This is a genomic window from Brevundimonas sp. CURTG3B2_SDJG, from assembly GCF_057364705.1.
The window spans coordinates 1-504 of sequence record NZ_JBNFOJ010000606.1; the positions used below are offsets into that span (position 1 = coordinate 1).

Annotated in this window: 1 protein-coding gene and 1 pseudogene; both read left to right on the top strand. The window is 74.4% G+C overall.

Annotated elements, in window-relative coordinates:
• Window positions 1-238, top strand: a 238-nt coding sequence (locus AC2W7C_RS18915; RefSeq protein WP_486002713.1) for a TolC family protein, incomplete at its 5' end; no start/stop codon positions are given.
• Window positions 238-504: pseudogene (locus AC2W7C_RS18920) on the top strand (hypothetical protein); the annotation flags it as partial. The gene AC2W7C_RS18915 and the pseudogene AC2W7C_RS18920, both read left to right, overlap by 1 nt.

Below are 504 nucleotides of genomic sequence, written 5' to 3' on the forward strand. Positions count from 1 at the left end.
CGCCTCCGCCAGCCGCGTCCGCGCCGCCGACGCCGGCGTCACCGCCGCCGAAGAGGCCTACCGCCTGTCCCGCATCGGCTTCGAGGTCGGCCGCATCTCCCAGGTGGAGTTGCGGGTCACCCGAACCGCCCTGGTCAACGCCCGCACCGCCGCGGTGGACGCTCGCGTCGCGCGCGTTCGCGCCGAAATCGATCTCGCGCGCCTGGATGGCCGCGCCCCCTTCCAAGGAGTCCAGTGATGCGCCAGCGCGTCTCAAATAGAGCCCTGCTTGTCGGCGGCGTCGCCGTCGTGGTCGTCCTGGGCGGCGGCCTCTGGTTTTCCACCCGGGGATCGGAGCCGTCGACGCCGGCGGTCAAGTCCGAAACCGCTTCCGCCGCGGAGGGGGAAGCGCCCGAGGGGCGCGTGAGCCTGACGGACGCGCAGGTTCAGGCGGCGGGGATCACGGTCGTCGGCATCGGCGGGCGAGGGGGGCGTCGAGACCCGCCTCGCCGGGCGCGTCGAGCC